Raw genomic sequence first — 24,258 nt, forward strand, 5'->3', positions numbered from 1 at the left:
TCAACTCTGGGGCGCGGCGCCTGTCGAGGCCCTGACGATCAACTCGGTCTTCCAGAGTTCCTGTTCGGGGAAGGGGCCCGCCTGCTTGACCGTACCGATGAGCCGCTGCGCGATGCGCACGCCGGCCGCCCGCAGCGACGAGCGTGTCGTCGTCAGCGGCACGGAGAAATTCTCCGGCTTCAGGAGCGGCAGAACATCGTCATGGGCGATCAGCGAAATGTCCTCGCCGAGTTTCAATCCGGCTTGATTGACGGCGCGGATTGCACCGAGCGCAAGCACCGTACTGGAGCATAAAATGGCGGTTGGCCGATCCGGAAGCTGCAGGAAGCGCTCCATGGCGATCAGTCCTTCCTCGTCCGTCATGACCGTATGGCTCGTGCAGTCTTCCTCGAGCTCCAACCCGCGTTCGGCCAGCGCGGCAATGAGCCCGTTCCTGCGGCGAATGGCGAAATCGAGATGCAGCGGCCCGTTCATCAGCGCAAAGCGCGTGTGGCCGAGCTGCAGGAGAAGCCTCGCTGCATCGTAGAAAGCCGCCTCATTGTCGATGTCGAGATAGGGATAGTCCGGTTCCGAGCCGAAGGAGCGGCCATGCACCACGAAGGGCATGGAAAGCGACTTCAACATGGCAAGCCGCGGGTCGTGCCCGCGCATATAGGCTACGAAGAGCGCGTCCACATTGCCGCTGATCGCGAGACGCCGCAGCGCTGCGACCTCGTCGTCCGGGTCGGCCGGCATGATGACGAAGTGAAAGTCATGACGCACCGCTTCTTCGCCGAGACCGGTCAGGAACTCGCCGAAATGCACGTCCGATTGATGGCCGGGCGCTGTCGGCATGACGAGGCCGATCGAGCCGGCCTTGCCGGTGGCAAGCCGCTGGGCGGCCTTGTTGGGCCGGTATCCGGTTTCCTTGACCGCCCGGAGCACGCGTTCCCGGGTTGCCTCGTTGACCTCCGGATAGCCGTTGAGTGCGCGGCTCACAGTTGTCTGCGAAAGCCCCAGCAATTCCGATAGCTGTTTGAGATTCACCTGCTATGCTTCCTCCCGGCCTGCCCTGTGGCCGTAAAATAGTGGCCGCCGCCTCCCAATGGCTTCCAAAGCGCTTTCAAATATGTAGCATCTGCTGCGCTTGACTCAAGAAAAATCGCTCCATATTCCCCATTAAGCCTTGCTGCGACGCGATACAGTGGCGGTATTCCTGCCGTTTTCGCAAAATGGCTTGACTTCATTCGGCCAAAAGGGAATGAGTTGCGTTGTCAAAGCGCTTTGAGATTTCCTTTGGAAGAAATTCTGCGCTATCCGATTGTGATGGGAGGTTGATCACATGAAAAAGTCATTCTTGATGGGCGTTGCACTTGCGGCGCTTTTTGCGGGCGCTGCATCGGCAGCGGATCTGAAATTCGCACCGGGTCAGGACTCCAAGTTCAACTGGAAGAGCTATGACGACTTCAAGGCTGCCCATGCCGACCTGAAGGGTCAGCAGCTGACGATCTTCGGTCCCTGGCGCGGCGAAGATGAAGCCTTTTTCCAGAGCATCCTCGCCTATTTCGTCGAAGCGACCGGCATCGACGCCAAGTATTCCTCCTCTGAAAACTACGAGCAGCAGATCGTTATCGATACGCAGGCAGGCTCCCCGCCGAATATCGCCATTCTGCCGCAGCCGGGCCTGCTGGCCGATCTCGCGAGCAAGGGTTACCTGACGCCGCTCGGCGACGATACTTCCAAGTGGGTCAAGGACAACTACGGCGCCGGCGACAGCTGGGTCGGTTACGGCACCTACAAGGGTAAGGACGGCAAGGACGCCTACTTCGCCTTCCCTTACAAGGCCGACGTGAAGTCGCTCGTCTGGTATGTTCCTGAGAACTTTGAAGAGGCAGGCTACAAGGTCCCGACGACCATGGAAGAGCTGCACGCCCTGACCGACCAGATCGTTAAGGACGGCGGCGTTCCGTGGTGCATCGGTCTCGGTTCCGGCGGCGCAACCGGCTGGCCGGCAACCGACTGGGTCGAAGACATCATGCTGCGCACCCAGAAGCCCGAGGTCTACGACAAGTGGACTACCAATGAAGTGAAGTTCACCGATCCGGCCGTCGTTGCTGCCATCGACGAATTCGGCAAGTTCGCCAAGAACGAAAAATATGTCGACGGCGGCGTTGCAGCCGTTGCATCGACCGACTTCCGCGATAGCCCGAAGGGCCTCTTCGCCGTTCCGCCGAAGTGCTACCTGCACCATCAGGCTTCGTTCATCCCGTCCTTCTTCCCTGAAGGCACGAAGCTCGGCACGGATGCCGACTTCTTCTACATGCCGACCTATGCTGCGCATGCCGATCTCGGCAAGCCGGTTCTGGGTGCCGGTACGCTCGTCTCCATCGCCAAGGACTCCCCGACCGCTCGCGCTTTCGTCGACTTCCTGAAGACGCCGGTCGCCCATGAACTCTGGATGGCGCAGTCGAGCTTCCTGACCCCGTACAAGGGCGTCAATGTCGATGCTTACGCCAACCCGCAGATGAAGAAGGAAGGCGAGATCCTGACCTCGGCCACGACCTTCCGCTTCGACGGTTCTGACCTGATGCCTGGCAAGATCGGCGCTGGCGCCTTCTGGACCGGCATGGTTGATTTCGTCGGCGGCAAGTCCGCTCAGGACTCCGCAGCCGAAATCCAGAGCGCCTGGGACGGCATCAAGTAATTTCCTGCCATTTCGTGCCGCCGGGCGACCGGCGGCATCACCGGAATGAACGGCCGGGCTCCAGAGGGGGAGCCCGGTTGTGCCGGATCCTGTGGTCAAACCCACAAGCAATATTGACGGTGTCCGGCATTAACCCTTCAAAATAAGACAGGGAAGCAGGGGAGGGACGAAATGCTGTCGCAGATAGTGTCCGCTTTGGGCGTCGTGGTCGTCGCCGTTTTCGCATGTTCGGCCTATTTCTTTTTCTCGAACAAGATCCTCGATCTCGCCTTGCCGGTGAAGGACGGTGATATCCGTCAGGCTTCACGCAACCTGAACCGGCGCGCGATGATCCGGCCCTGGCTGTTTCTCTTCCCAGCGCTTTTTCTGCTGGTCGTCTACCTCGTCTATCCTGTGGTCGCGACCTTCATCCTGTCCTTCTACGACCGGTCGGGCAACGAGTTCGTCGGTGCGCAGAACTACCTTTGGGCCCTGAACGACCGCGAATTCCGCCAGTCGATCTTCAACAACATTCTCTGGCTGGCCGTCGTGCCCGCCTGCTGCACCTTCTTCGGCCTTGTCATCGCCGTCATGACCGACCGCATCTGGTGGGGCAATATCGCCAAGAGCATCGTTTTCATGCCGATGGCGATCTCCTTCGTCGGCGCTTCCGTCATCTGGAAGTTCATCTATGAATACCGCGGCGGCAACGATGTGCAGATTGGCCTTTTGAACGCCATCGTGCAGACATTCGGCGGCACGCCTGAGGTCTGGATTTCCGTTCCTTTCTGGAACAATTTCTTCCTGATGGTAATCCTGGTCTGGATCCAGACCGGCTTTGCCATGGTGATCCTCTCGGCCGCATTGCGCGGTATCCCGGAGGAGACGATCGAGGCAGCTGTCATCGATGGCGCCAATGGCTGGCAGATCTTCTGGCGCATCATGGTGCCGCAGATCTGGGGCACGATCGCCGTCGTCTGGACGACGATCACCATCCTCGTCCTCAAGGTCTTCGACATCGTGCTCACCATGACCAACGGCCAGTGGCAGACCATGGTGCTGGCGAACCTGATGTTCAACTGGCTGTTCCGCGGCGGCGGCGATTCCGGCCGAAGCGCTGTCATCGCCATCATCATCATGCTCGCCGTCACGCCGATCATGGTGTGGAACGTGCGCCGCGCCAATGCCGAACTGAAGGGACGCTGAGATGACGAGAGCTGCAAGCTACTTCAAGATCGGCCCGGCCCGTCTTTTCGTCCACTTCTGCGTTCTCGTCATCGTCATCATCTGGCTGGTGCCGACCCTCGGCATCTTCGTCAGTGCGCTGCGCGACAAGGACCAGATCACCGTTTCCGGCTGGTGGACCGCCTTTGCCGGTTCCACGCAGACTGTGGCCGCACGCCTCGGCACCCCCGATCAGGCAAAGCAGGAAGGCGATATCTATGTGATCACGGGCAACGTGCTGGCCGATCAGCCTGGCCGCTCGGTCAAGGCCTTCGGCGTACGTGTGCAGCAGCCTTCGGCTTTCGAGGCTGGTCAGACCGCCGACCTCGGCGAGGGCGAAAGCTTGGTCATCAACAGCGACGGCAGCTACCGCTACATGAAGAATGTCGCCTTTTCGCCTGATGAACGTCCGCGCCGCATCTATGTCGCGGCATCGGCTCCGCCGGAATTCACGCTCGCGAACTATAAGACCGTTCTGACGAGCGAGGGTATCGGCCAGTCCTTCATCAACTCTCTGACAGTGACCATTCCGGCGACCATCATCCCTATCCTGATCGCCGCTTTTGCCGCCTACGCGCTGAGCTGGATGGAATTCCCCGGCCGCGCGCTTCTCATTGCACTCGTCGTCGGCCTCATCGTCGTGCCGCTGCAGATGTCGCTCATCCCGCTCTTGCGTCTCTATAACGAGATCGGCACCGCGATCGGCCAGCCGTCGAAGACCTATCCCGGCATCTGGCTGGCGCACACCGCCTTCGGCATGCCGCTCGCCATCTATCTCTTGCGGGCCTATATTGCCGGCCTGCCCAAGGAGATCATCGAATCCGCCCGCGTCGATGGCGCCAGCGACTTCGAGATCTTCACCCGCATCGTTTTGCCTCTGTCCTTCCCCGCGCTTGCATCCTTCGCGATCTTCCAGTTCCTGTGGGTGTGGAACGACCTGCTTGTGGCCATGGTCTTCCTCGGCACCGACAAGGACCACCTCGTGCTGACAGGAGCGCTGAATGCGCTGCTTGGCTCGCGCGGCGGCAATTGGGAAATCCTGACGGCGTCAGCCTTCGTCACCATCATCATACCGCTGCTCGTCTTCTTCTCGCTGCAGCGTTATCTGGTGCGCGGCCTGCTGGCGGGGTCGGTCAAGGGAGGCTGATCCATCCCAAGACTTAAGCTTAGACAGGATATTCCATGAGTGTGGCTTCCCAATCCAATCTGACCGCCGACAAGGACTGGTGGCGCGGCGCGGTGATCTATCAGATCTATCCGCGCTCCTACCAGGATTCGAACGGCGACGGCATCGGCGACCTGAAGGGCATCACCGCCCGCTTGCCGCATGTCGCCAATCTCGGCGCCGACGCCATCTGGATTTCGCCCTTTTTTACCTCGCCGATGCGTGACTTCGGTTACGACGTCTCGGACTACGAAAACGTCGACGCCATCTTCGGTACGCTGATCGATTTCGACACGCTGATAGCGGAAGCCCACCGTCTCGGCATCAAGGTGATGATCGACCTCGTCATCTCGCATTCTTCCGACCAGCATCCCTGGTTCGTCGAAAGCCGCACGAGCAAGACCAATGCCAAGGCCGACTGGTATGTCTGGGCCGATGCCAAGCCGGACGGCACGCCGCCGAACAACTGGCTGTCGATCTTCGGCGGTTCCGCATGGGCCTGGGATCCGACGCGCATGCAATATTACATGCACAACTTCCTGACCTCGCAGCCGGATATGAACCTGCATAATCCCGAGGTTCAGGACCGCCTGCTTGATGTCGTCCGTTTCTGGCTGAAGCGCGGCGTCGACGGCTTCCGCCTCGACACGATCAACTTCTATTTCCACGACAAGCTTCTGCGCGACAATCCGGCGCTTGCCCCGGAACGCCGCAATGCGTCCACCGCGCCTGCCGTGAACCCCTATAATTTCCAGGAGCATCTCTACGACAAGAATCGCCCTGAGAACCTCGAATTCCTGAAGCGCTTCCGCGCCGTACTGGAAGAGTTTCCCGCCATTGCCGCCGTCGGCGAAGTGGGCGACAGCCAGCGTGGCCTCGAAATCGTCGGCGAATACACCTCCGGCAATGACAAGATGCACATGTGCTATGCCTTCGAATTCCTGGCGCCCGATCCGCTGACGCCGGAGCGCGTCGAGGAAGTCATGAAGGATTTCGACGCCGCCGCTCCCGATGGCTGGGCCTGCTGGGCTTTCTCGAACCATGACGTCATGCGCCATGTCAGCCGCTGGGGCGCGCTGGTTGCCGACCACGATTCCTTTGCCAAGCTCTACGCTTCGCTGTTGATGACGCTGCGCGGTTCGGTCTGCCTTTATCAGGGTGAGGAACTCGCTCTCACCGAAGCCGATCTCGCCTATCAGGATCTGCAGGACCCCTACGGCATCCAGTTCTGGCCGGAGTTCAAGGGGCGTGACGGTTGCCGCACGCCCATGGTCTGGGACAGCCAGGTCGCACAGGGCGGCTTCTCGACGGTGAAACCCTGGCTGCCGGTTCCGGTCGAGCACATCCTGCGCGCCGTCAGCGTGCAGCAGGGCGACGAGAATTCCGTGCTCGAGCACTACCGCCGCTTCCTCGCCTTTCGCAAGCAGCATCCGGCTTTCGCCAAGGGCGAAATCGAGTTCGAGGATCCGCAGGGCGATGCCCTGGTCTTCACACGTGAATACGGCAATGAGACGCTGCTCTGCATCTTCAACATGGGGCCGGCAGAAAGCAATGTCACCCTGCCGGCGGGCGAGTGGCAAGCTTTGACGGGGCACGGCTTTAACAGCAACAATTACGGCGACAGGATCGATATTCCGGCCTGGGGGGCGTATTTCGCCCGCCTCGCTTAAGGATCAGGAGGGGAGAGGAAAATGACTGGACTGACGCTTAAGGATATCCGCAAATCCTACGGCTCCGTGGACGTGCTCCACGGCATCGATCTGGAAATCAACCAGGGCGAATTCATCGTTTTCGTCGGCCCCTCCGGCTGCGGCAAGTCCACCTTGCTGCGCATGATCGCCGGCCTGGAAAACATCACCGGCGGGGAGATGTATATCGACGGCATGCTGGTCAATGACGTGCCGCCCTCCAAGCGCGGCATTGCCATGGTGTTCCAGTCCTACGCGCTCTACCCGCATATGACTGTTTTCGACAACATGGCCTTTGGCATGAAGATCGCAGGCGAGAGCAAGCAGGAGATCGACCGCCGCGTGCGGGCTGCCGCCGAAAGCCTGCAGTTGACCAAATATCTCGACCGCCTGCCGAAGGCGCTCTCGGGCGGCCAGCGTCAGCGCGTGGCGATCGGCCGCGCCATCTGCCGCAATCCGAAGGTCTTCCTCTTCGACGAGCCGCTCTCGAACCTCGATGCGGCACTGCGCGTCGCGACCCGTATCGAGATCGCGCGGCTCAACGAGCAGATGGCCGATACGACGATGATCTATGTCACGCACGACCAGGTCGAGGCGATGACGCTGGCGGACCGAATCGTCGTTCTTTCCGCCGGCAATATCGAGCAGGTGGGCGCACCGCTGGAGCTTTACGAGCGACCGGCAAACCTGTTCGTCGCAAAGTTCATCGGCTCGCCGGCCATGAATATCATCCCGGCAACGATCACCGATGCCGGTGCCACGACGACGGTGACGCTGACCGGCGGCAAGTCCGTGACGCTCGATATCGCCACTGCGGCATCGGAAAAGGGCAAGCAGGCAAGCTTCGGCGTTCGCCCGGAAGACCTGCGCATCGCCGATCCCAGTGAAGACTATCTGTTCGAGGGCGAAGTCTCGATCGTCGAGCAGCTCGGCGAAGTGACGCTTCTGTACATTGAAGGCTTGGTCCAGGGTGAGCCGATCATCGTCAAGCTGCCCGGAGTCTTCGATGTAAAGCGCGGCCAGAAGATGCATTTCGTGGCCGACCGGCAGAAACTGCACCTCTTCGATGCGGCCGGTCACACCTATAGGAAATGATCATCCATTTTTGGTGGAATCCTTCCTCCTGAGACTGCCAAGGGGAAGGATTCTCACTTTCTGTTAAACATGCGGTGCTAGCCTTTTTCTCATCAAGACTGAGGGGACTAAGGCCATGGCCGCATCGAATCCAACACCTGCGAAATCGCACTTCCTGGCGAAGGAAGAATCTTTCATGTACGACCGCGAATCGCGGTTCAAGATGGAAGACACGATGAACGCCGCGCGTATCGAATATACGGAAAAGGGCGTCATGCATGCCGCCTCGCGCCGCTGCGATATCGTCCGTATATCCATGAGCAGCGCGATCCTGGCGATCCTCACGCAGTATACGCTGCCAAAACAGTTCTACCTGGATATTCCGGATGCCCGCATCACCAAGGTTGGCTGCCTCTTGATGAAGACTTTCCCGAATAACACGATCGAGGTTCGCTTCCTGCGCCTGCTGACGCAGAAAGAACTGAACAAGATCTTCGTCTACAGCACGCACCCGGCTCACAAGGATTACGTCCTCGATATCCGCGCGTAACAGTCTCGCGTCTCGCTGGATATGAAAAACCCGCGGTTTCGGCCGCGGGTTTTTCTTTTGCATCGATGAGGGATGTCAGTGCGCGTGGAAGAGCACGCTGGCACCCTGGTCGGACGGTCCGACCGCGTGGCGGAACGGCGCGAAAAGCTCGCGGCCCATGCCAAATTCATTGTCCGAAAGATCGATCGTAACAGGTTCGCGTTCGGCCATATCAGCAGCATCGACGAGAACTTCGAGCGTGCCCCTGATCGCATCGAGACGGATGATGTCGCCGTCCTTGATGCGGGCGATCGGGCCACCATCGACAGCTTCGGGCGTGACATGGATTGCCGCCGGAACCTTGCCGGATGCACCGGACATGCGCCCGTCGGTCAGCAACGCCACGCGGAAACCGCGATCCTGCAGCACGCCGAGTGGTGGGGTCAGCTTGTGCAGTTCCGGCATGCCGTTGGCCTTCGGTCCCTGAAAGCGCACGACAGCGACGAAATCGCGGTTGAGCTTGCCCTCCTTGAAGGCGTCCTGCAGTTCTTGCTGGCTATGGAACACGATTGCCGGCGCCTCGATGATATGGCGCTCCGCCTTGACGGCGGAGATCTTGATGACCGCCTTGCCGAGATTGCCGCGCAGCATCTTCAACCCGCCATTCGCCTGGAAAGGCGTTTCGATGCTGGCGAGCACCTTCGGATCGTGGCTCTTCTCCGGCGAGGGCTGGCGCACGACGGCGCCGTTTTCGCCGAGCTGCGCATCGACCGTATAGGCCTGCAGCCCGTGACCGAAGACGGTGCGTACATCGTCGTGCACGAGACCCTGCTTCAACAGTTCCTTGATGAGGAAGCCCATGCCGCCGGCTGCCTGGAAATGGTTCACGTCCGCAAGCCCGTTCGGATAGACGCGGGCAAGCAGCGGCACCAGTTCCGAAAGCTCGGCAATATCCTGCCAGGTCAGCACGATACCGCCGGCGCGAGCCATGGCGACAAGGTGCATCGTGTGGTTCGTCGAACCGCCCGTCGCATGCAGGCCGACGACGCCGTTGACGATCGAACGTTCGTCGATCATCTCGCCGGCCGGCGTGAATTCGTTGCCGAGTGCTGTGATGGCGAGCGCCCGCTTGGTGGCCTCTCGGGTCAGCGCTTCGCGCAAAGGAGTGCCTGGGTTGATGAAGGAGGAGCCGGGCATATGGAAGCCCATGATCTCCATAAGCATCTGGTTGGAATTGGCCGTACCGTAGAAGGTGCAGGTGCCCGGGCCGTGATAGGACTTGGATTCAGCTTCCAGCAGTTCGGCACGGCCGACCTTGCCCTCGGCGAAGAGCTGGCGCACGCGCGACTTCTCGTCGTTCGCCAGGCCCGTCGTCATCGGGCCGGCTGGAATGAAGATCGACGGCAGGTGGCCAAAGGAGAGGGCGGCGATCATCAGACCGGGGACGATCTTGTCGCAGACGCCGAGAAAGAGGGCGGCATCGAACATGTTGTGCGACAGGCCGACACCCGCTGCCATGGCGATAAGGTCACGCGAGAAGAGCGAGAGCTCCATGCCGGGTTGGCCCTGGGTGACGCCGTCACACATTGCCGGCACGCCGCCTGCGACCTGAGCGATGCCGCCGGCCTGGGCAGCGGCTTCGCGGATGATCGCCGGATAGGTCTCGAACGGCTGGTGGGCCGAGAGCATGTCATTATAGGCGGTGATGATACCGAGATTGGGCACACGGTCGCCCGCAAGCGCATCCTTCTCGGCGGGGGAACAGATGGCAAAGCCATGGGCGAGGTTGGCGCAGCCGAGAACCGAACGGTTGACGCCCTTTGAGGCGGCAGCGCGCAGGCGTTCCAGGTAGCGCTCGCGGGTCGGCTTCGAGCGTTCGACAATGCGATTCGTGATCGCAGCAATGCGTGCGTGAGCGGACATGGAAAATCCCTGCCTTGTTTTGGTTCGTCAATGTTCTGTTCGCCGGCTTCGGCGGCTGTAAGGCCCTATCAGGGAGCCCAGTAGATCTCGACCGGGGAAGTGGCCCGGCGCAGAATGGCGCGGATCGGCATGTCTGCCTCTTCGCCTGTGCCTTCTGCCTTGGCGAGAACGTCTTTTTTGCCTTCGCCCTCAATGTGGAGAATGAGCAGTTTGGCATCTTGCAGTGCGGAGAACGTGAAGGTCAGGCGCGGTTCGCCAGCCCCTTCCGCGTCCATGGTGATGATGCCGCGCGGTGTCCTGGCATCGAGCGCAACGCTCAGATTGTTGCCGCCGGGGAAGAACGAGGCCGTGTGGCCGTCGCCGCCCATGCCGAGAATGACGACATCGAAGGGGATGCCGATCTCCGCACTCTTTACCGTTGCAAGCTTCGCAGCCTCCTCGACGGAGGCGGCGGGCTGGTAAAGCGGCACGAAACGTGCCGCTTTCGCCTTGTTTTGAAGAAGATTGGCATCGACCAGCAGGTGGTTCGAACGCGGATTGTCGGCGGGAACGAAACGTTCGTCGACAAGCGTGATCGTCACCTTGGCCCAGTCGATATCGCGCGTCGAAAGCGCCTGGAAGAAGGCTTTCGGCGTGGAGCCGCCGGAAACGGCGATGCTTGCCGCTCCGCGCGCTGCGATGGCTGCCGAAAGGACGCTGGAGACCTTGTCTGCAAGGCTGGCGGCAAGTTCGGCGGCGTTAGCGAAGGAATGCAGTGTCGATGCCATATCTTCGGACCCTTGGACTTAGATGTCGTCGTGCCAGGTGCGGCCGTCACGCTCGATCAGCGCGATGGCCTGGCTTGGACCCCAGGTGCCGGCCGTATAGCCCTGCACCTGCTGGCCGGTGGATTCCCAACCCTTGAGGATCGGATCGACCCACTGCCATGCCGCTTCGACTTCGTCACGGCGCATGAACAGCGTCTGGTTGGAGCGGATAACGTCCATCAGCAGACGCTCGTAGGCATCCGGGTTACGGACGTTGAAGGCCTGGGCGAAGCTCATGTCGAGCGAGACATTCCGCAGGCGCATGCCGCCCGGGCCCGGATCCTTGATCATCAGCGACTGCTTGACGCCTTCATCCGGCTGCAGGCGGATGATCAGCTGGTTCTGGCTGATGCGGCCGGCGGCCTGGTCGAAGACCGAGTGCGGGATCGACTTGAAGGTGATGACGATTTCCGAAACGCGGCCGGCGAGGCGCTTTCCAGTGCGGATGTAGAAGGGAACGCCCGCCCAGCGCCAGTTGTTGATCTCGGCCTTGATGGCGACGAAGGTTTCCGTGTTGGAAACGCCGCCTTCCAGCTCTTCCAGATAGCCCTTGACCGGACCGCTGCCGGAAGCGCCGGCGCGGTACTGCCCGCGAACCGTCGCCTGCTCGACATTGGACGCGTTGATCGGCTTCAGCGCGCGCAGAACCTTGAGCTTCTCATCGCGAACGGCTTCCGAATCCATCGAGGAGGGGACTTCCATCGCGGTCAGGCAGAGAAGCTGCAGGATGTGGTTCTGTACCATGTCGCGCAGCGCGCCGGCGGTGTCGTAATAACCGGCGCGGCCCTCGAGGCCGACGGCTTCGGCAACGGTGATCTGCACATGGTCGATATAATTGGCGTTCCAGAGCGGCTCATAGAGCGCGTTGGCGAAGCGCAGCGCCATCAGGTTCTGCACCGTCTCCTTGCCGAGATAGTGGTCGATGCGGAAGATCTGCTCTTCCTTGAAGACGCGGCCGATATTGTCGTTGAGCTGCAGGGCCGAAGCCAGATCGCGGCCGATCGGCTTTTCGACGACGATACGGGTCGACTTGGTAATCAGCTTGTGGTCGTGGATCTTCTGCGAAATGTCGCCGAAAATGCCCGGAGCAACAGCGAGGTAGAAGGCGCGCACGCGGTCCTTGCCCTCGTCGAGCAGCTTCTTCAGCACGTCCCAGCCGGTATCGGTACGGGCATCGACGGAAACATAGAAGAGACGGGAGCAGAATTTCTCGACTTCGGCCTCGTCATATTCGCCCTTCTTCAGGTGCTCCTTGAGCGCATCCTTGGCGAACTTGCGGTATTCTTCATGCGAAAGCGGGCTGCGCGAAGCGCCGATGACACGGGTCGGCTCCGAGAACTGGCCCTCGATCTGGCGATGATAAAGCGCCGGCAGAAGCTTGCGTTCGGCAAGGTCGCCGCTGCCGCCAAAGACGACGTAATCAAAAGGCTCAACGGGAATGATCTGGCTGCTCATGAGCTTGTCTCTCAATCAGGCTTGGTTGGTGGCCGTTTTAATCTAATCGATTTAAAAAAGCCAGTGTGCGGTGCAATGAATCTGTCGGACATCGGTTTTAGAGCGAATTGTCCGGTGAGGAAATCCGCAATCGAACTAAAACTTGTCGCGGAGGGCAAACCACGACAAGGCAAGGAAAAGCAGCGGCGCCCGCATGCGCGCGCCGCCCGGAAAGGCAGGGATATCGAGCGCCTTGAACAGATCGAGATCGGCCGATTTCCCCAGCACCATTTCTGCGTAAAGCTTGCCACAGTAATTTGACAGCATGACGCCGTGGCCGGAATAACCGCCGATCGAGGTGACGCCCGGCATGACTTCGCGCACGAAGGGCTGGCGCGGCATGGTGATGCCGACCGAGCCGCCCCAGGCATGGGTGATCTCGATATCCTTGAGCGCGGGGTAGATTTCGGCGATCTGCCGGCGGATATGCTGCGAAATGTCGCGCGGATTGTCGGCCGTGTAGGCCTCCCGCCCGCCAAAGAGCAGCCGTCCGTCCTTCAATTTGCGGAAATAGCGCACGACGAACCGCGAATCCGCCACCGCTTCGCCGCCCGGTATCACATTAGGGAACCGGTCAAGCGGCACAGTCGCGCCGATGAAAGAGCGGATCGGCATGACATGGCTGGCCGTGATCGGCTCCAGATTGCCGATATGGCCGTTACAGGCAATCAGCGCCCTGTTGGCAGTGATCGTGCCGCGTTCGGTTTCGATAACGACCTTGCCGCTGCGCTCTTCGATCGACTTTGCCTTGGTCATTTCGAAGATATCGGCCCCGGCATTGGCTGCCACCCTGCCAAGGCCGATCAGCAGCTTCAGCGGATGGATATGGCCGGTGCCGGTATCGCGTACCCCGCAATAGAAGCGTTTGGAACCAAGCCGCTCCTGCGTCTCTTCGCGGTCCATGAAACGCAGATGCGGATAGTCGTAGCGGAAGGCCGCGATTTCCGCATTCTCGTAATAGTACCGCTTGTAGCTTTCCTTGTGGGCGACGCTGAGCTGACCGGACACATAGTCCATATCGATCTGGTGCTCGGTCGCAAAATCCATGAGGTGCCGCTTGGCATCTTCGGCAAGATCGAATAGCGCCTTGGAGCGCTCGTAGCCGATCTTCTCCTCCATCTCTTCCGGCCACCAACGCTGGCCGGTGCCGAGCTGGCCGCCATTGCGCCCGGAGGCGCCGTCGCCGAGCCTGCTGCCCTCGATGAGCGTCACCGAAACACCAGCCCTGGCGAGATTATAGGCGGCCTGAAGGCCCGTGTAGCCGCCGCCGATAATGGCGACGTCACACTGCCTGGAGCCGTCGAGTGCCGGATAATCCGGCCGCTCGCCGACCGTTGCCTGATACCAGGAGACGCCTGGGGCAATGGGGCTTTGCCATGTCTCTTGCGTCATGGCGAAGCCTCACACGTTCAGGAGGAGGAATTCCCGCTCCCAGGGGCTGATCACCTGCATGAAAGTTTCGAACTCGCCCCGCTTCACGCCGGCATAAAGCCCGATGAACTCTGCGCCGAAGACCTCTTCGAAAGCCGGCTCGTCTTCCAGCAGTGCCACGGCTTCCAGAAGGCCGCGCGGCAGGTCGATCGAGCCTTCGTTGGCGGCATCCTCGGTCGGAGCCGTGGGCTCGATTTCCTTCATGATGCCGAGCAGACCGGAGGCAAGCGAGGCAGCGAGCGCCAGATACGGATTGGCATCCGAGCTCGGCAGGCGGTTCTCCACGCGCCGCGCCTGCGGATCGGAGACCGGCACACGGAAGGCCGTCGTGCGGTTGTCGTAACCCCAGGCATTATTGACCGGGCAGGACATATCCGGCTGCAGGCGCCGGTAGGAATTCACGTAAGGCGCCAGCATGGCAAGCGCGCTCGGCACGTATTTCTGCATGCCGCCGATGAAGTGGAAGAATTCCTTCGAGGCCGAACCATCATTGTTCGAGAAGACGTTCTTGCCGCTCGCGATGTCGACGACAGACTGGTGGATATGCATCGCCGAGCCCGGCTGGCCCTGCATCGGCTTTGCCATGAAGGTGGCATAGATATTGTGCTTCAGCGCTGCCTCGCGGATCGTGCGCTTGAAGAGAAACACCTGGTCGGCAAGTTCGATCGGATTGCCGTGACGGAGGTTGATTTCGAGCTGCGCCGGTCCCTCCTCGTGGATCAGCGTATCGATCTCGAGGCCCTGCTTCTCCGAGAAGTGGTAGATGTCGTCGATCAGTTCGTCGAACTCGTTGATGCCGGCGATCGAATAGCCCTGGCCGCCGAGAATTGAACGACCTGAACGTCCCTTGGGCGGATGCAGCGGATAGTCCGGGTCGTCATTCGTGGCGACCAGGTAGAATTCGATTTCCGGCGCTACGATCGGCTTCCAGCCGCGCTCGGCATAGAGGCTGAGAATGCGCTTCAATACGTTGCGCGGCGTGTAGGGAACTTCCTGGCCGTCGGAATTGACGATGTCGCAGATGACCTGCGCGGTCGGGTCGGTTTCCCAGGGAACCACGGACAGGGTGGAAAGGTCGGGCACGAGCTTCAGGTCGCTGTCGCGCGGCTCATAGCGGAAGCTTTCGGTCTCCTCGGGATATTCGCCCGATATCGTGTGACGGTAGATCGCCGAAGGCAGTGCGAGCGATGTGTTTGAGGTGAACTTGGAGGACGGCATCATCTTGCCGCGCGGCACGCCGGCAAGGTCCGGCGTGATGCATTCAATGTCTTCGATACCGCGTGCCCTCAGCCACTGCGCCGCTTCCTTCCAGTTCGCAACACCGCGCAGAGATCCGGGATCGGGAGGGGATTTCTTCGAGGCGGGTACGTTTCTGGCAGGCTTCAGCGTCGTCTTTTTTGGGGACATGACACACCGGTTTGCGTTGATCGTAGCGCCATCATAACCGGAGTTTGGCAATTGGCGAGGGGGGCAAAGGCGTTGACTTTCGCCCTCTGATGGAAAAAGAAGACGCGATTTCAGCAGGGAAAACGGATTGTGCGGCACAAGAGCGATGTGATCGTCATCGGGGCGGGTGCCGCGGGCATGATGTGCGCCATCCGCGCCGGACAGCGTGGTCGCTCCGTCACCGTGCTGGACCACGCCCGCGCGCCGGGCGAGAAGATCCGAATTTCCGGCGGCGGCCGCTGCAACTTCACCAATATCAATGCCGGCCCGAAGAACTTCCTCTCCGCCAATCCGCATTTCTGCAAGTCGGCGCTTGCCCGTTTCACCCCGGCCGATTTCGTTGCCATGGTGGATCGTCACGGCATTGCCTGGCATGAAAAGACGCTTGGCCAGCTTTTCTGCGACAACAGCGCCAAGGACATCATCTTCATGCTTCTCGACGAGATGCGCGCAGCGGGCGCTGCCTGGCATCTCGGTGTCGAAATATCGGGCGTTGAAAAGACTGACGGCGGCTTCCGCATTGCGACATCGGAAGGCCTGTTCGAAGCTTCCTCGCTCGTCATCGCGACCGGCGGAAAATCCATTCCGAAGATGGGAGCGACCGGTTTTGCCTATCGCATTGCCGAGCAGTTCGGCCTGGCTATTACCGAGACCCGCCCCGCCCTTGTGCCTCTCACGCTTGATTCAATCCTGCTCGAGAGCATCGCGCCGCTTTCAGGTATTTCCGCGCCAGCCGAAATCCGTCATGGCAAGACCGCCTTTCGCGAAGCCCTGCTCTTCACTCACCGCGGCCTCAGTGGTCCAGCCATCCTGCAGATTTCTTCCTACTGGCGGGAGGGCGATGCGATCACCGTTGACATCGAGCCGGATATCGATATCGCCGCGCACCTGAAAAAGGCGAAACAGGTAAACGGACGTCAGTCCGCGCAGACCGCGCTCGGCGAGATCCTGCCGAAGCGCCTCGCGCAACATATCGTCGAGCGCGAGGGCGTCATCGGCAACATGGCCGACCTCTCCGACAAGCTGCTGACCAGGCTGGCAGATGCCGCACAGAACTGGTCCTTGAAGCCTTCCGGCTCCGAAGGCTACCGCACCGCGGAAGTCACGCTCGGTGGCATCGATACGGCCGCCCTGGATTCACGCAGCCTGCAGGCGAAAGATGTTCCCGGCCTTTATTTCATTGGCGAATGTGTCGATGTGACCGGCTGGCTCGGCGGCTATAATTTCCAGTGGGCCTGGGCCTCCGGATTTGCCGCCGGTGAGACATTGTAAATGCCAATATTTGTAGGCGTGAAACCTTTTTGCCGATTCAAGACTTCTTAAGATTGCCTGCGCCATCCTGTCTCAATGGCAGGTTGGCAAAGTCGTTCCTAAATTAAGCTTTACCGACAAGCCGTTTTGTTGGATTGTTGTGTTTAGACAGAAGTGAGGTTTCGCAATGAACAGAAACACTCGACGCGCCCGCGCCATTGCAATTGCCCAGGCAAAGCCTGATACGAAGCTCGTAACTCTGCGCTATCTGATGCTCGCCGCCGGCGCAACCGCCGCCTGCATTGCAGTTCTTCTTTCCCACTTCATCTGATCTTTCCGCAGCTTGAAATGGAAATGTTCGGTGTCGCGACTGATATATCGCGATTCCGCAGCGTGCAATTTGCAACTATTGTGCGATCACGGCTAACGCGCTCTCACCGCTTATCCGAAAATTAATATCTAATCTGACACATTGTAGACGAATATTTGGGTATTTCCGGCCCGGCCGGAAATGAACTGGCAATGATTGCCGCCCGTTCCAGGGTCTTCCCAACTGTTAGTAGATCAGCTCGATATGCACCCGGCTGGCGCCAGAAGGCTGCCGGCGGGAGGAGTGGTGTATGAAAGGCACGGCGCGCCATGTTCATTGACAAGATTCTTTCTCGTTTCAAGATTCAGACAAAGGTTCTGATTTTTGTTCTGCCTTTCGTCGTCACCATATCCGCCGTCGGTCTGACCGGCCTTTATGCATCCGGTCTGCTGCAGGGCCGGATGGAGATTTCCAACAGCGTTCTCCAGTCGCTGAGTGGGTTCAAGGATCTCTACGCCTCGATGGACGACTTCCTGCAGACCACCAACGAACAAGCGCGCGACAAGCTCTATGCCGACATCAAGGCGCAGGGACAGACGCTGGACGCCACCATGGCGCAGATCGGCGACAATTCCGGCCATGATAACCTGCAGGCGGCGATCGAGGGAACCAACGGCATTTCGGATACCGTCGGCAAGCTCTGGACCCTGCACGAACAGGAAATGGCTCTTCGCAAGCAGATCGATGACGCCCAGAAGGTGATGATCACCAACCGCTTCAACGTCAGCTACGATGCCAAGCAGCTGGAAGAAAACATCCGTACCGACGAAGGCAACGCGACGGCAACGCTGCGCGCTGCCGATCGTCTGCTGAAGGGCGGCGATGCGCTCGCAGCCGCCATGAATGATTTCAACAAGGCCCAGACTTCGCCTGACAAGCTGAAGGTCGTGACCGATGCGCTGCCTCAGATCATCAAGGCGCAGCGCATGATCGAAATCTCCGTCCCGCAGAACCAGAAGAGCATGACGCAGTCCATGGCGCAGACCGTTAGCGACCTGAAGGCTCAGGCGGCGGCGCCCGAGGCTGGCACGGACGACGGCGTTGCAAATCTCGGCCGTCTTGTTTCCCGCTTCCGCCAGATGTCGACTTACACTCAGCTCACCGCCACGCAGATGATGCGTGAAGCGACGACAACGTTCGTGGAGCTCGACAGCCGCATCGCCCAGACCAACTCGGTTCTGGAAGATACACGGCGCCTTGAAAGCTCCATCTATTCGCTGCAGCTCGTGCTTGCCGATTTCAATGCCAAGCCGAGCAAGGAAAATCGCGTTCGGCTGAACCAGGAAATCGCCACGCTCAACACCATGCTCAATACCCTTCAGGCCAGCGCCAAGGGCATGAATTTCGCCGGTGATATTGTCGACGCGATTACGCCCGCTCTCGCCTCGATGGACAAGGGCGCACAGAGCCTTGTCGATGTGATCAATCAGCGTACGAGCGATTACGTCGCCGCACGCCAGCAACTCGATGGTGTCTGGGGTCAGCTGACGAGCTTCGCGGAAGAGCAGAAACAGTCGGCCGGGACCGAGCGTGATCAGGCCAACAGCATCTCCGTCGGCACGACCGCACTCGGCATCCTGGTTTCCATCGTCGGCGGCATTGCGCTGGTACTGACGCTGCAGCGGCCGATCGCCCAGATCACCGCCGCCATGCGCCGCATCGCCGAAGGAGCGCTCGACACCAGCATCTCAGGTGAGAAGCGTTACGACGAAATCGGCGACATGGCCCGCGCACTCGGCATCTTCAAGGAAAATGCCATCTCCAAGATCCGCATCGAGGAGCAGAGCGACGAAGAGCGTCAGGCCGCCGAGCATGAGCGTCAGCGCAACGATGCCGAAAAGCGCGAGATGGACCGTCAGATCGAGTATGCAGTCAACGCGCTTGCCGCCGGTCTCGAGCGCATGTCGCAGGGCGATATCTCGACGACGATCGACACGCCCTTCATCGGCCGTCTCGAACAGCTCCGTCAGGATTTTAACGGCTCGATGATGCGCCTGCAGGCCACCATGAGCCAGATCCGCGACAACGTGCAGATGATCCAGGGCAACGGCAACCAGATGGCCCAGTCCTCCGAGGATCTCGCCAAGCGTACCGAGCAGCAGGCTGCATCACTGGAAGAAACCGCCGCCGCCGTCGACCAGATCACCGTCACTGTCCGCTCCTCCGCCGAACGCGCCAAGGATGCCGATCAGATCGTCCGCCAGGCCAAGCGCAGCGCCGACGACTCCGCCGTCGTCGTCAACAACGCGATCGATGCGATGGGCCGCATCGAAGACGCATCGCGCCAGATCGAGCAGATCATCGGCGTCATCGACGAGATCGCCTTCCAGACCAACCTGCTCGCACTCAATGCCGGTATCGAGGCGGCTCGCGCCGGTGAAGCCGGCAAGGGTTTTGCCGTCGTCGCCATGGAAGTGCGCGAGCTTGCCCAGCGCTCTGCCGCTGCCGCGCAGGAGATCAAGGGTCTCATCAACAAATCGACGAACGAGGTCAATTCCGGTTCGCAGTTCGTACAGGAAACGGGCACGGTTCTTGCGAAGATCAGTGCCCAGATCGTCACGATCAGCCAGCACGTCGAAATGATCGCCCGCGCAAGCCACGACCAGTCGAGCGCGCTGCAGGAAGTCAACTCCACTGTCAACCAGATGGATCAGATGACCCAGCAGAACGCTGCAATGGTGGAAGAAACCACTGCAGCAAGCCGCGAGCTCGCAAACGAGGCAGACGCGTTGCTGCACCTCGTGCAGCAGTTCAAGATCGACGGCGACAGCGACATGCATATGTATCGCGCCGCCTGATCCGACATTCAGCCTTTAAGACCAACGGCCCCGGTTTCGGGGCCGTTTTTGTTTCTCGATAAAATCGCGCATAGATTGCGCAAAAAATCGGAAGATTGAAATTTTTCTTCCCTCCCGGCCACTTCTGTGCTCATCAAGTCATACTAAATTTGAAAAAAGCCAAGTAAAGTGCCTCCGGCACCCCTGCGTTAAGGGAAAATTTTCCCTAACGCATTCTTATGAACCCGATACCAGTTGTGTTTGCCAGGGGTTCCAGATGCCGCTCTTCTTCTCAACGTCCATCGTGCGTCAGATCGTTGCGATCACGCTGTTCCTGCTTGCGATCAGTACTGCGGCCATTGTCGGCGTGACCTATTACAATCTCGGCACCTATGTCATGGAGAGTGCGGTCTCCGATGCGAAGGATGCGAGCCGTTCGATGGCGGTTCTTTATGGCGCAAGCGACGCTGATGTCCGCGTCGATGTGATGAACAACGCACTGGCAGGCGTAACCGAAGACAAGATCCCGGCCTTCGGCGACTATTCACTGGTTGACCGCACGGCGCAGTCGATTGCCGGTGTCGCCACCATTTTCGAAAAACAGGGAGGCGATTACGTTCGCGTCTCCACCAATGTGAAGAAGGAAAATGGCGACCGTGCTGTCGGCACGAAGCTCGCAGCCGATCATCCGGCCCAGCCCGTGCTTGCTCAGGGCAATGCCTATTACGGGCCGGCGGACCTCTTCGGCCGCAAGTTCATGACGGGTTATTTCCCGGTCAAGAATCCCTCCGGTTCCACGATCGGCATCCTCTTCATCGGCATACCCATGGAAGTCTACTATGAGCGGATGAACCAATTGCAGATGCTGGTTCTCAGTGTCGGTGCGGTGGTGATGCTGCTCGTTGGTGTGCTCGCCTTCTATGCGATCAGTCGCTCCGTAAAGCCGATGCAGGCGCTGACATCGAGCGTGCATGCCATTTCCTCGGGCGATCTTGCCAGTGCTATTCCCTGTGTCGAAAAGAAGAACGAATTCGGTGCGATCGGCCGCGCGCTTGCTCTCTTCCGCGATAGCGCAGTCGCTCGCCAGCAACTGGAAACGCAGGCAGCCGAACAGCGAGCCCTGAACGATGCCGAACGCACCCGCAACGATGCAGAGAAGCGCACGCTCGACGGCCAGATCGATTTTGCCGTCAATCAGCTTGCCGCGGGGCTGGGACGCCTGTCACAGGGCGATGTCTCGCAGATGATAGAAACCCCTTTCGTCGGCCGGCTCGAACAGCTTCGCATGGACTTCAACACGTCGCTCGAGCGCCTTCAGGATACGCTGACACGCATTCGCGCCAGTGCCGCTTCCATCCAGCGCAACAGCGGTTCGGTTTCGGCCTCGGCGGACGAACTCTCCAAACGCACGGAATCGCAGGCCGCAAGCCTTGAAGAAACGGCCGCTGCCGTCGAAGAGATCACCGTCACGGTCCGCTCATCGGCCGAACGCGCCCATGAGGCAAACAATGTGGTTGCCGCGACCAAACGGACGGCCGACAGTTCCGGTGCTGTCGTGAGCGACGCGGTCGCTGCGATGGGCCGCATCGAAGATGCCTCGCAGCGCATCGAACAGATCATCGTCGTTATCGACGACATCGCCTTCCAGACCAACCTTCTGGCCTTGAACGCCGGTGTCGAGGCAGCGCGTGCCGGTGAGGCAGGCAAGGGCTTTGCCGTCGTCGCGCAGGAAGTGCGTGAACTTGCCCAGCGCTCGGCCAATGCTGCCAAGGAGATCAAGACGCTGATTGACCAGTCGACCCGCGAGGTGAATGCAGGTTCGGAACTGGTGCAGAAGACCGGCAGCGTGCTCGCCTCGATCAGCCACGAGATCATCGCAATCAGCGGTCACGTCGAGACTATCGCCACGGCAAGCCGCGACCAGTCCGCCGCCCTTCAGGACGTCAACAGTTCCGTCAATGCGATGGACCAGATGACGCAGAAGAATGCCTCGATGGTTGCCGAAGCCACGCAGGCGAGCCGCCAGCTGGCGGAAGAGGCCGACATGCTGATGGCGCTGATCGAGCAGTTCCGGCTGGCCGAAGGCGCTGCCGCTCATGGCCGCGTGAGACAGGCGGCCTGATACCCGCATTCGTCTTTGCCGGGGCGCACCTTCGTGCGACCGGCGGCCTCCGCCGGCAGCGTCAGCCAGGCTGCAAATCGCACCAGGGGGCTGCTTCCAGCGTTGTCGTAAAAGGCGTCTTCTTCCTTTATCCGGTCGCGTCTCGTTCGCTGCAGCAATCTTGCCCGCTGCATCCGGCCGGCAATGTCGGCGATCAGGAAACTTTCAATCATCGTGATGTCCTTTCGTTTGTGGACATCAATTGATCTACACATCAAAATTCGCTTCTTAAACAGGCGAAATCCCATTATGTTTTTCACTCATGAAAAACAGTAACTGGGATTCCTATCAGCTCTTCCTGCACGTCGCCCGCACTGGCGGCCTGACAGGCGCAAGCGTCGCCACTGCTTTGAGCCCGGCAACGATCGGCCGGCGCATGCTCGACCTGGAGCAGGAACTCGGGCGCGCACTCTTTCACCGCAGCCAGACAGGCTACCGCCTGACATCAGATGGCCAGATCCTCGTCGATCATCTGCAGGAGATGGAGGCCGCCGCTCGCAAGGTCGACGCATGGAGGCAATCGTCCGAGGGCGGGGGCACCGTCAGGATCACGGCCGGTACATGGATCTCCTGGCTGCTGACGGAGAATTTTTCGGCAATCCGCATGCCGGCGGACGCGTTCGGCATCGCGCTGACCATCGGCGAAGCGAGGGCGAACCTGAATTACCGGGAAAGCGATATCGGCATCCGTGCCTTCGAGCCGGACGAAAGCAATCTCGCCGCCCGCCTGCTCGGCGAAGTCGCCTATGCGGTCTATGTCAGGCGCAATGCCAGCCGGGACGATGCCAGATGGATCGCCGTCGGCGCGGAGGATGCAATCTCCTCCTACCTGCGCTGGCCCTATCAGAATGCAGGATCGGCCATCGTCGCGACCGTCAACCGTCCGCGTTCCCTGCCGGATCTGGTGCGTGCGGGGGCGGGAAAGGCGGTATTGCCCTGTTTCGTCGGTGATCTCGATCCCGAACTGGAGCGATGCGGCGGTGAACTGCCGGAACTGCGTCATCGCCAATGGATCGTCATGAATGCCGAGGATCGTCACCGCCCGGAAATCCGGACGGTCGCCGACCGTATGACGAAGCTTTTGAAAAGCTACACCGACCTCTTCGCCGGCAAGCGCGCCAGCCGCAGCTAGCCGGATTGCGCTACGGCATCAGTCGCCGCACGAGCCCCACCTGGCTGTTCACCCCGAGCTTCGAATAGATGTTCTTGAGGTGCGAGCGCGCCGTCTCGTAGCTGACATCGTTCGTCCGTGCGACCTCGCGCAGCGACAGGCCCGCAGCGATGCCGGCTGCGATCCGCATTTCGGCTGCCGTTAGCTGATCGATGCGCGGCAGGGCGTCGTTGAGATCGGGCCGCAGAGGCACGCTCGTCCGCTCGATGATCATTGCCACCGTCGGTCCTTCGAGAAATTGGGTGATGAAATCCGATTGCATCTTCACCAGCGTGCATTTGAAGCTGGAATTCTTCATTCTGATCAGTGTGCTCGCCGGTGAAGCTGCCTGCAGGCGGTGGCGCAGCAGCACCGACAGACGCGAAGCAAGCTCGCCGTCATTGATCATGATCCGCCCGGTCGAGGAGACGCCGATCGCCTCGCCCTCGGCGATCATCCTCTCAGCCGCACTGTTGATGGAGCGGATATTCTGATCCTCGCCGATATAGACGATGCCGACGCCGATCGCATCGAAGAGCGCCAATCCGTTTTCATTATTATGAGGGTCGCGGTGCTCACGGCGAATGAAATCGAAGGTTCGGCGCAGATGCGGCGCCAGGTCGCTGAGCAGTTCGGCATTGCTGCGATTGAAATCCGGATCGGAAGACGAGGTCAGCGTCGAAAGATTGAAGGAGCGTCCGCGTTCACGCATGATCGTCACGCCGACACTGCTTTCGCAGCCGATCCAGCGAAGGTAATCGCTGTAGAACTCCGTCTTCAGGAGCTGCTCGCGCGGCAGCATCTGGTCGGCGATCACGCCAAGGCCGATCGGCCGGGTGGCGGCGCGCGGCATCCAGGGATTGATGGCTGCGTAATAGCGGTTATAGGCCTCGCTTTCCTTTTCCGCGAGACCGGAGGAAAGCGAGAGGCCGCCGGTGCGCGCGATGGCATCGTGGAAAAACAACGTCGACTTGGCATCCGGCATCGTCGCGGCCAAGGCATCGAGAAAGGCTTGCCACGACGTCTCGCCGAAGAGAGCGCCATAGATCAGATCGGTCAGAACTTCGAGTTTTGCGTGCGGCGAACCGGGCATATGCAGTTCCGTTC

19 protein-coding genes are annotated in these 24,258 nt (G+C 60.2%); 11 read left to right on the forward strand and 8 right to left on the reverse strand.

Going from position 1 to position 24,258, the window contains the following annotated elements; genetic code table 11:
• Window positions 1–1,026 carry a substrate-binding domain-containing protein gene (locus tag FHT93_RS14080; RefSeq protein ID WP_018115111.1) on the reverse strand — a complete coding sequence of 342 codons (1,026 nt, stop codon included), beginning with the start codon at window positions 1,024–1,026 and terminating at the stop codon, window positions 1–3.
• Window positions 1,027–1,321: 295 nt separating this feature from the next.
• Here FHT93_RS14080 and FHT93_RS14085 point away from each other — a divergent pair, with 295 nt between their 5' ends.
• The 6 genes from FHT93_RS14085 to FHT93_RS14110 all read left to right on the forward strand — a co-directional run bounded on the left by FHT93_RS14085 (window position 1,322) and on the right by FHT93_RS14110 (window position 8,363).
• Window positions 1,322–2,683 carry an ABC transporter substrate-binding protein gene (locus tag FHT93_RS14085; RefSeq protein ID WP_112541500.1) on the forward strand — a complete coding sequence of 454 codons (1,362 nt, stop codon included), beginning with the start codon at window positions 1,322–1,324 and terminating at the stop codon, window positions 2,681–2,683.
• Window positions 2,684–2,854: 171 nt separating this feature from the next.
• On the forward strand, window positions 2,855–3,868 hold the full coding sequence (locus FHT93_RS14090; RefSeq protein WP_113116597.1) for a sugar ABC transporter permease: 1,014 nt from the start codon (window positions 2,855–2,857) through the stop codon (window positions 3,866–3,868).
• Between the two features lies 1 nt (window position 3,869).
• A complete protein-coding gene (locus FHT93_RS14095) occupies window positions 3,870–5,033 on the forward strand; it encodes a carbohydrate ABC transporter permease (protein ID WP_112541499.1) in 1,164 nt (387 codons plus the stop codon).
• A gap of 35 nt (window positions 5,034–5,068) precedes the next feature.
• Window positions 5,069–6,721 (forward strand): alpha-glucosidase, encoded by a 1,653-nt coding sequence (locus tag FHT93_RS14100; RefSeq protein ID WP_183848002.1) that lies wholly within the window; start codon window positions 5,069–5,071, stop codon window positions 6,719–6,721.
• A 21-nt stretch (window positions 6,722–6,742) separates the two neighbouring features.
• The gene (gene ugpC / locus FHT93_RS14105; protein WP_183848004.1) at window positions 6,743–7,834 is read left to right on the forward strand and encodes a sn-glycerol-3-phosphate ABC transporter ATP-binding protein UgpC; all 1,092 of its coding nucleotides are present in this window, start codon (window positions 6,743–6,745) and stop codon (window positions 7,832–7,834) included.
• A gap of 115 nt (window positions 7,835–7,949) precedes the next feature.
• Complete coding sequence (locus FHT93_RS14110; RefSeq protein ID WP_029616458.1) at window positions 7,950–8,363, forward strand: hypothetical protein; 414 nt, start codon at window positions 7,950–7,952, stop codon at window positions 8,361–8,363.
• 75 nt (window positions 8,364–8,438) lie between these two features.
• Here FHT93_RS14110 and edd read toward each other — a convergent pair whose 3' ends face one another.
• From edd to FHT93_RS14135, 5 genes are all read right to left on the reverse strand, one after another.
• Window positions 8,439–10,265, reverse strand: a complete 1,827-nt coding sequence (gene edd, locus FHT93_RS14115; protein ID WP_018115105.1) for a phosphogluconate dehydratase — start codon at window positions 10,263–10,265, stop codon at window positions 8,439–8,441.
• Window positions 10,266–10,333: 68 nt separating this feature from the next.
• Window positions 10,334–11,032 carry a 6-phosphogluconolactonase gene (gene pgl, locus FHT93_RS14120; RefSeq protein WP_113116593.1) on the reverse strand — a complete coding sequence of 233 codons (699 nt, stop codon included), beginning with the start codon at window positions 11,030–11,032 and terminating at the stop codon, window positions 10,334–10,336.
• A gap of 18 nt (window positions 11,033–11,050) precedes the next feature.
• A complete protein-coding gene (gene zwf, locus FHT93_RS14125; RefSeq protein WP_018115103.1) occupies window positions 11,051–12,526 on the reverse strand; it encodes a glucose-6-phosphate dehydrogenase in 1,476 nt (491 codons plus the stop codon).
• 135 nt (window positions 12,527–12,661) lie between these two features.
• A complete protein-coding gene (locus FHT93_RS14130; RefSeq protein ID WP_113015386.1) occupies window positions 12,662–13,957 on the reverse strand; it encodes an FAD-binding oxidoreductase in 1,296 nt (431 codons plus the stop codon).
• Window positions 13,958–13,966: 9 nt separating this feature from the next.
• Window positions 13,967–15,403 carry a glutamine synthetase family protein gene (locus FHT93_RS14135; RefSeq protein ID WP_112541494.1) on the reverse strand — a complete coding sequence of 479 codons (1,437 nt, stop codon included), beginning with the start codon at window positions 15,401–15,403 and terminating at the stop codon, window positions 13,967–13,969.
• Between the two features lie 129 nt (window positions 15,404–15,532).
• On the opposite strand from FHT93_RS14135, the gene FHT93_RS14140 reads away from it, so the two are divergent.
• The 4 genes from FHT93_RS14140 (at window position 15,533) to FHT93_RS14155 (ending at window position 21,962) form a co-directional block, all read left to right on the forward strand.
• On the forward strand, window positions 15,533–16,714 hold the full coding sequence (locus tag FHT93_RS14140) for an NAD(P)/FAD-dependent oxidoreductase (RefSeq protein WP_183848006.1): 1,182 nt from the start codon (window positions 15,533–15,535) through the stop codon (window positions 16,712–16,714).
• Between the two features lie 166 nt (window positions 16,715–16,880).
• Window positions 16,881–17,024, forward strand: coding sequence for a hypothetical protein (locus tag FHT93_RS14145; protein WP_018115099.1), 144 nt, complete (start codon window positions 16,881–16,883; stop codon window positions 17,022–17,024).
• Between the two features lie 308 nt (window positions 17,025–17,332).
• Window positions 17,333–19,861: a HAMP domain-containing methyl-accepting chemotaxis protein gene (locus tag FHT93_RS14150; protein ID WP_018115098.1), complete on the forward strand. Its 2,529-nt coding sequence runs from the start codon at window positions 17,333–17,335 to the stop codon at window positions 19,859–19,861.
• Window positions 19,862–20,117: 256 nt separating this feature from the next.
• Window positions 20,118–21,962 carry a methyl-accepting chemotaxis protein gene (locus FHT93_RS14155; protein WP_183848008.1) on the forward strand — a complete coding sequence of 615 codons (1,845 nt, stop codon included), beginning with the start codon at window positions 20,118–20,120 and terminating at the stop codon, window positions 21,960–21,962.
• Here FHT93_RS14155 and FHT93_RS14160 read toward each other — a convergent pair.
• On the reverse strand, window positions 21,935–22,249 hold the full coding sequence (locus FHT93_RS14160; RefSeq protein WP_246781603.1) for a hypothetical protein: 315 nt from the start codon (window positions 22,247–22,249) through the stop codon (window positions 21,935–21,937). The two genes, FHT93_RS14155 and FHT93_RS14160, sit on opposite strands and share 28 nt — an antisense overlap.
• 14 nt (window positions 22,250–22,263) lie before the next feature.
• On the opposite strand from FHT93_RS14160, the gene FHT93_RS14165 reads away from it, so the two are divergent.
• Window positions 22,264–23,133: a LysR family transcriptional regulator gene (locus FHT93_RS14165; protein ID WP_183848010.1), complete on the forward strand. Its 870-nt coding sequence runs from the start codon at window positions 22,264–22,266 to the stop codon at window positions 23,131–23,133.
• A gap of 10 nt (window positions 23,134–23,143) precedes the next feature.
• Here FHT93_RS14165 and FHT93_RS14170 read toward each other — a convergent pair whose 3' ends face one another.
• Entirely contained in the window at window positions 23,144–24,244 is a 1,101-nt protein-coding gene (locus tag FHT93_RS14170) for a helix-turn-helix transcriptional regulator (RefSeq protein ID WP_183848012.1), read from the reverse strand.
• Window positions 24,245–24,258: the final 14 nt, after the last annotated feature.

The sequence above is a fragment of the Rhizobium sp. BK379 genome, from assembly GCF_014193955.1.
GTDB lineage: Bacteria > Pseudomonadota > Alphaproteobacteria > Rhizobiales > Rhizobiaceae > Rhizobium.